Below are 8,269 nucleotides of genomic sequence, written 5' to 3'. Positions count from 1 at the left end.
CGGTCAAGCGGTGCCCCAGGCCCGGTGACACCACCCCCCAGGCCATACGCGCGGCAGGGGGCACATAGTCATGCCGGACCCGGGGGCCAGGAGCCCCATTGCGGGGCCACGAAAAAGATAACGGGGCACGGGGGCCTTGACACTGACCTTGTCGGCGGAGGTGCGGGCCACCTTGCCGGTGGACGGCGCGGCGGCCCCGCTGAAGGTGCTGCGGCCTGGCCAGCTGCTGCGCGCGCAGTTCACCGCGCCGGACACCAAGTCGCTCGGGTTCGCGGCCACGGCGAACTCGATACCGCAGTCGTCGGACATCACGTTGACGGATGCGGCCGGCAAGAAGCTCAGCGACCCCGGATGGTTCAACGCCTCGGCGCCCGGCGCGGTGTACCTGACCGGGCTGACGCCGGGAGCCACGTACGGGCTGCTGGTCAAGCCGGGCAGCGCAGCCGTCGGCGCGCTCACCCTGTGGCTCTCGACGCCGGTGAAAGCCGGCACGCTCACCACCGCGTCCCCCTCCGCGACGGGGGAGATCAAGCGTCCCGGCCAGCAGCTGCAATACACGGTCAACGCGGCCGCCGGTGACGGAGCGGCCGTGGCCGTGTCCGGCAGCACCCTGGCCGCGTCGTCGAACATCGCGCTGCTGGCGCCCGACGGCACCCTGGACAAGACCGCCTCGTACCTGGTCGGTGCGGTGGGGGAGGTGGATCTGCGGGCCCCGCTGCCCGCGGGGGCGCACCTGGTCCTGATCCGGCCGGACGCGCCGACTACGGGGAAGGCCACCGGGAAGTTGGTCAAGGACGTCGCTGGCGGCGCGCTGAGCGTCGGCGGGGCGAAACGCGCCGCCTCGATCACCGCCGCGGGACAGAACGCGCGCTACACCGTCACCGGGGTGAAGGGGCAGAAACTCACGCTGCAGATGGACGCGCCGAGGTTCTACTGGGAACTGTCGGTGGCGGGCCCGGACGGCAAATGGCTCGTTGACGAACGCTACCTGGGCGATACCGCGGTCTCCACCGATCTGCCGGAACTGCCCGCCGACGGCACCTACATCATCACGGTGGACCCGAGTTCGCAGGCCACCGGCCCGTTCAAACTGGGGGCGAAGGTCACCGGAAGCGCGGCCCGCCCCGAGGCGGGCTCGGCTGAGCCCGCCAAGCCGGCTGCGGATACGGGCCTGAGCCCCGCGGCCGCGGGCGTCGTGCCGTCGGGCCCGGACGCCTGGCAGCCCGGGAAGAGCAACCTCGCCGGCCGGGACTGGCTGACGCGCCGCGGGGACGGGCCGAAGGGCCCGGCCAGGCTGCGGGCGCCGCCGGGGAAAGCCGCCCTGACGGGACACCTGCTGAAGCTGAACGGCAAGCCCCTGCCGGGCGTGCGGGTGACGGTCGGGAAGAAGACCTCCCGCACTGACGCCCGGGGCCGGTTCCTCCTGACGGGCATCAGCGCTCAGGCGACCACCCTGGTGGTCGACGGACGCACCGCGAACACCAAGAAACGCCAGTACGGCGTCTTCCACCTGCGCATCCACCCCAAGGCCCGCGCCTCCGTCGCCCTGGGCTTCCCGGTGTGGATGACCCCCCTGGACACCCGGCACACGGTCACCTTCGACGCACCGGCGAAGAAGAACATCGTGCTGAAGACCCCGAAGATCCCCGGGCTCGAGGTCCGCATCCCCAAGGGGTCGGTCGTCCGGGACGAGCGGGGCCGCCCGGTCAGGGAATTGGGGATCACCGCGATCCCGATCGACCGGCCGCCCTTCCCGCTGCCGAAGAACAGCGTGGTGCCGGTGTACTTCACCGTCCAGCCGGGCGGCGCCTACGTCTTCCCCAAGGGCGCGCAGATCGTCTACCCCAACTACACCCACGAGGCACCCGGCACCCGGGTGCAGTTCATGGACTACGACCCCAAGGGCAAGGGCTGGCACGTCTACGGCCACGGCCAGGTCAGCAAGGACGGCCGCCAAGTCGTGCCGGACCGCAAGACCCGCGTCTGGGCCTTCCACGGTGCGATGTTCAACCTCGACGAACTGCTGCCCTGGGACCACTCGCGCCTGGACGACGTCCTGGACTGGCTCTCCGGCGACCCGGTCGACCTGGGCACCGGCATGCTCACCGACGCCCATACCGACCTGGCGGTGGCCGACCCGCTGGGCACCGGCGAAGTCACGCGCTCCTACTGGCAGGCGGACACCCGCTCCCGGGCCTTCGGCAAGGGCCGGGACCTGTCCGTCAACGCCTTCCTGCGCTCGAAGGAGCAGTACAAGGAAGTCGACCTGTACCTGCCCGGCGGACGGTCGGTGCACTACGTGCGGACCTCCGCCGGCACCGGCTACAGCGACGCGGTCTTCGAGCCCGCCGGCACCCCCTCCGGGTTCCACGGCACCAAACTCGTCTGGAACGGCAACGCGGGCTGGGACCTGAAGTTCCGCGACGGGAGCGTCTGGCTCTTCCCGCAGTACGCCCCGCTCAAGGAGATCCGCGACCGGCACGGCAACGCCGTCCGACTGACCCGCGCCGACGGCAACAAGGGCGACATCACCACCATCACCACGCCCGGCGGCCGGTGGATCTCGCTCGCCTACGACGCCCAGCACCGGGTCACCGCAGCACGCGACAACACCGGCCGCACCACCGCCTACACCTACGACGGCGCAGGCCGTCTGGAGACCGTCACCGATCCGGCGGGCAAGACGGCCTCCTACACCTACGACGGCACGTCCAACCGCCTCGCCACCGCGAAGGACGCCCGCGGCATCACCTACCTGACCAACACCTTCGACACCAAGGGCCGGGTCGCAGAACAGACCCTCACCGAGGGAGCGAAGTACACCTTCGCCTACACCGAGAACAGCGCCGGCACCATCACCGCCGCCGACGTCACCCAGCCGGGCGGCGCCGTCCGCCGTGCGACCTTCGGCGCGGACGGCTACGGCCTCTCCGACACCGCAGCCTACGGATCCGACCTGGCGCGCAAGACCACCTACGAGCGCGGGCCGAACCACCGCGTCAGCGCGGTCGTCGACCCGTTCGGACGCCGCACCGAGCTGCACTACGACGCTCAGGGCAACGTCGAGGCGACCACGGAACTCGCCGGGACGACCAAGGCGCGCAGATCCGGCACCGTGACCTACAGCGGCCCGTTCGACCAGCCGACCAAATCGACCGACGCCCTGGGCAACGCCACCACGCTCAGCTACGACGCCGGCGGCGACGTGGAGAGGGTCACCGACGCCGAGGGCCGTGCCAGCACCTTCACCTACGCCGCGGACGGGCAGGTCAAAACGGCCACCGACCCGGCCGGAGCCATCACGGAATACACCTACCGCCACGGCGAGCTGGAATCGGTCAAGGACCCGCAAGGCCGCACCTCGTCCCAGTTCACCGACGCCGCCGGACGCCCCTCCGCACTCACCGACGAGGCCGGCGCCGTCAGCACACTCGCCTACGACCCCCTGAACCAGACCCGGCGCACCACCGATCCCCTGGGCGTGTCGATCTCCCTCGACTACGACGACAACGGCAACCTCACCACCCTCACCGACGCCCGCGAGAACGCCACGACGTGGGCCTACGACCGAGCGGACCGCCCGAAGACGGCGACCGACCCGCTCGGGGCCGCAGCCGCCTTCGCATACGACGCGGCCGGCCGGGCCACGAAGGTGACCAGCCGCTCCGGCCAGGTGGCCACCGCCGACTGGGACCTGCTGGGCCGGGCGAAGTCCGCCCAGTACGGCGTGAACCAGATCGGCCAGGCCCAGTCCGAGGCGACCTACACCTACGACAAGGCCGACCTGCTGGAGAAGATCACAGACACCCAGGCGGGCAGCCAGAGCTTCAGCTACGACGAATACGACCGCCCGCGCTCGACGACCGGCCCGACCGGCACCGTCGGCTACGACCACGACGCGGCCGACCGGCGCCGGGAGATGACCGCGGCCGGCGTCACCTCGGTCTACGGCTACGACAAGTCGAGCATCCTGACCTCCGTCAAGTCCGGCACGAACACCGTCACGTTCGGCCTGGACGCAGCGGGCCGCGAGAAAACGGCGACGCTGCCCGGCGGCTTCACCCGCACCACCGGCTACGACAAGACCGGCACGATCAAAGCCATCGACTACACCCACGCCGGGGCGCCGGTCGGCGACTTGAACTACACCCGCGACGAACGCGGCCTGCAGAGTGGCCTGAGCGGCAAACTCGCCAACATCGCGCTCCCGGCCGCCGAGAGCGGAGCCGCCTTCGGCAAGGACAACCGCCTCACCAGCCTCGGCGGCCGCTCCTTCACCTACGACCAAGACGGCCAACTGCAGTCCGACGGCCTGCGCGACTACACCTGGAACGCCCGCGGCCAACTCACCGGCCTGGCCAAGGCCGGCGGCACGGCCGCGTCCTTCGGCTACGACCCGCTCGGCACCCGCTCGGCGAAGACGGCCAACGGCGCCACGCGCAAGTTCCTCACCGACGGCTCCAACCCGCTCGCCGAGCAGAACGGCGCCGGCGAGACGCAGGCCACGGTCGCCACGTCCGGCCTGGACGAGTTCTTGACCCGCAGCGAGGGCGGCAAGACCCAGGTCTACCTCACGGACGCGCTCGGCTCGGTCGTCGGCCTCGCCGACGCGGACGGCACGATCGCCACCAGCTACGCGTACGACCCGAACGGCACGCCCACCAGCAGCGGCGCGGCCACGTCGAACCCGTACACCTTCACCGGCCGTGAGGACGACGGCACCGGCCTGCTCTACTACCGCAACCGCTACTACGACCCGCAGACCGGCCGCTTCATCTCCCAGGACCCGATCGGCTACGCGGGCGGCCCCAACCTCTACCAATACGCGCTCAGTTCCCCCACCACCTATACCGATCCATCCGGCAACAGCCCGATGCTCGCCGGCTGCGTCGTCGGCGGACTGGTGGACGGGGGGATGGACTGGCTCGGCCAGCGCCTGTCCGGCCGCAAGGTCGACTGGGGCCAGGTCGGCATGTCGGCGGCGATCGGCTGCCTGGGCGGCATGCTCGGCAGGTTCGGCCCGAAGACGGGCCCGAAACCCGGCGGCGCGATGTGCCGTGCGAGACCGAACAGCTTCACTGCTGACACCCCGGTGCTGATGGCCGACGGCACCCGCAAACCCATTCGGGACGTCCGGATCGGCGACAAGGTGCTCGCCAGCGACCCCGAGACGGGCGAGAGCGGTCCTCGTGAGGTCACTGCCTTGATCAAGGGCAACGGGGATAAACAACTCGTCGACCTCACCCTCGGCGCCGAGGGTCCGACGGGGACAGAGGCTAGCACTCTCACCGCGACTGAAGGGCACCCCTTCTGGGTTCCAGAGCTCGGTCGGTGGATATCAGCTGGTGAACTCAGCCCTGGTCAGTGGCTGCGGACGAGCTCTGGTACATGGGCGCAGATCTCCGCGGTCCGACATCACGCACAGCGGTCCGAGGTGTACAACCTCACCGTCGATGACCTGCACACCTACCACGTGTTCGCGGGCGACGAGTCGGTCCTCGTCCACAATTGCGGTGGTGGCACAGGGTCGCGACGTCCTTCGGACCTGCCGGATATCTTTGATCCGGAGATCGGTGGCTATAGAAGGCCGCTGACTCGTGTGGATGAGGACGAGGTCCGGTTGGGCCGTGCTGACGTGGGGGAGGAAGCCACACGCCGGCAGACTGCGCTCGCAGGTGCTCCGGGCTACTCAGGAAAGATCGTGAAGCCCGTGACGCACAGCTTGGACGCTCCTCCGGGCATGATCGAAGGGCCCATGGCCGCATTGATAGTCGTCGCCAGGGGGGCACAGCTGGTCCGGCGTTGGTGGAGGGGTTATGCGCGATAGAGCGAAGGAAATCATCCGGCAGTTCGCCCGGGACGGCGCTGTTTCGCGTCGCAGTGCGGAATCGGCTGAATTCGGCGTGTGGGATCGTCGGACGCCGTCCTGGCTCCTCATGATCGCACTGAAGATGATGATCATGGTGCGCATGGAGGTGGACGGGATACCGGCCGACCGGCTCGCCTCGGGCTGGGACTCGGGACTTGGGGATGAGGAGACGCGCCTGCTCATCGCGGGGCTGCTGGGCGACCTCGCGGCGGCACGTGCTGCGACCGCGCGGGGGCTGGTCACCGTGGACAATGTCACGGCGCTGCTGTGCGCTGTCGTCAAGGAGCAGTCACTGTCCGACCGGCAAATCGACGAACTGCTGGCCATGGCGGAGGACGGGACGGACGAGTTCCTCGCCTACGGCGACATGCTCCGCCCAGCGACACGGGGGGTCAACATCGGCCCCTGGGATGTCACCGAGGCTCACCGCGGCGGCGAGTCCATCGAGCTGGGGGCCATCAGGATCCCGGCTGGCGAGGGCATGGAAATCCGGCCGGTCCACGCGGCTGATGGCAGCGGTGACCTCCTGGGAGTCACGGCCGTATCCGGATCGACGGCCATCAAATTGCAGGCCTTTCACGCGGTCGAAGGCTGTTCGTGGGAGACGGTGCGCGGCGAACTCCTCGCCACAGTGCACGCCAACGGGGGCACCGCGGCCGAATGGGCGGGAGCTGCCGGGGTGGAACTGAGGGCGGGTGTGCCCGTGCGGACCCCCGACCACTCCCGCAAGGTCATGCAGGTCAGATTCCTCGGCTGCGACGGGCCGGGCTGGCTGCTCCGCGGAGACATCTCCGGCACCGGCGCTGCCCCGGACAGCACTGATCTGTGGGCGTACGAGATGTTCTCGGGAACGGTGGTGGCCCCGCCGCAGGATTTCCAGTCCGGTTCGACAGATGACACAGCGATCACGCTGCGCTGGCCGCAGTCTCCACAACCGGGGGGACGGCCGGGATCCTGACCCCCCGCATTCCGGCTGCCCTGACCCGCGCGACGGAGGATTCTTGCGAAGCGTAGGACGCTGTGCGCAGGCCCATCTCAAGACAGGCTCAATGCATTGAAGCGGCGCTCGATCCTCGCCGCGTCGTCGGCTGTGCTGGCTGTGACGGGTGGCGTAGGCCTCGCTGTGTCGGAAGCTCGCCAAAAGAAGCCGAAGTTGGGGATGATGCTCCCGGAGCCTCTACGGGACGCTCTGCCGACGGCGTATTTGCGGGCCGTCGCGCTCGATTTGAGGCAGCGTGCCGATCCGCGACTCCATGTCAGCCTCCGCCAGTTGACGGCGGCTCTGGACAGTGCGAGAGGCAACGGTGTGCGCGTGGGCATCGGCCTGGGGGCCAGTCTGCTGGCTCCCTCGCAGCGATGCCCGCGTCAGTTGAAGGCGATGCCGGTCTTCGCCGGGGATGTCCTGGACCCTCAGTACTCCCACGGGGATGTGCTGGTACAGGTCGCGGGAAGCGACACCGGCGAAGTCCGGGAAGCGGCCGAGCGGGTGTTGCAGAAAGCGTCCGACTGGCGCATGCGGTGGCAGATCGATGGCTTTCGCGCGGAGAACCGCGCTGATGACGGCAGGGGCCTTGCGCGGAACCCTTTTGGCTTCACCGAGGGGTTCGGCAATCCCTCCAGCCAGCGAGAGGCCGCGCAGCGGATGCTGGTGCGGGATGACTCCAGCGAGCCCGACTGGGCTGTTGGCGGCAGCTACCAGGTCGTCCGGATCATCCGGTTCGCCACGGAACTGTGGGACCAGGACTCGCTCGGCGAGCAGGAGCGCATCATCGGACGCCGGAGGGGCGGGCGGTGGCTCGACGGCACGCCGCCAGGAGAGGAACCGAACTTTACCGCCGACCCGCACGGGAAGATGACGCCCTTGGACGCGCACGTTCGGATGGCTGCCCCGGACCGCCGCTCCCCACCGCCGCTGGTGCGCCGCAGCTACAGCTATGACCGCGGCAACGGCGACACCGGACTGATCTTCTCCTGTTTCCAGCGTGACCTGGCGACGGGGTTCGCGGCAGTGCAGAAGCGGTTGGCCGGCGAAGCATTGGCGCAGTACGTCCTGACAGTCGGTGGCGGCTACTTCTTCGTGCCCCCAGCTGGTGAGGCGTGGCTCCGCGAGTTGATTCGCTGACTGAGGCTGTCACTCGCGGCCACTTCGAGCTTGCTAGCTACGTGGGCCAGGTCAGCACCACCTTGGGCATGCCCGAGCCGGACCGCGTGGAACGGGTCTGTACAACGAACGGCTCTGAGAGGGTGTTCTGTGATGCTTCGTCGGGCTTCATGTTGAGTCGGTGCGTGGCGTGGAGGGAGTCGGTCGGGGCAGGGTGAACAGGCCGGGTTCGGGTTCGAGGAGCAGGCCGCGGCTGACCAGGCGTTTCAGTTTCGCGCGGGTGCTTTCGGTGTGCCGCG

At 69.4% G+C, this 8,269-nt stretch carries 3 protein-coding genes; all 3 read left to right on the top strand.

What is annotated here, in order from left to right:
• Positions 1–136 precede the first annotated feature (136 nt).
• The 3 genes from QMK28_RS33080 (at position 137) to QMK28_RS33070 (ending at position 7,991) form a co-directional block, all read left to right on the top strand.
• Positions 137–5,827: an RHS repeat-associated core domain-containing protein gene (locus QMK28_RS33080; protein ID WP_326443386.1), complete on the top strand. Its 5,691-nt coding sequence runs from the start codon at positions 137–139 to the stop codon at positions 5,825–5,827.
• A 109-nt stretch (positions 5,828–5,936) separates the two neighbouring features.
• A complete protein-coding gene (locus QMK28_RS33075) occupies positions 5,937–6,827 on the top strand; it encodes a DUF3710 domain-containing protein (RefSeq protein ID WP_326443385.1) in 891 nt (296 codons plus the stop codon).
• Between the two features lie 246 nt (positions 6,828–7,073).
• Positions 7,074–7,991, top strand: coding sequence for a Dyp-type peroxidase (locus tag QMK28_RS33070; RefSeq protein WP_443050903.1), 918 nt, complete (start codon positions 7,074–7,076; stop codon positions 7,989–7,991).
• Positions 7,992–8,269: the final 278 nt, after the last annotated feature.

It is taken from the genome of Streptomyces sp. H27-D2, from assembly GCF_035828615.1.
Classification (GTDB): Bacteria; Actinomycetota; Actinomycetes; order Streptomycetales; family Streptomycetaceae; genus Streptomyces.
Note: the sequence above shows the minus strand (reverse complement) of the source record. Positions and strands in the feature narration are given on the sequence as shown.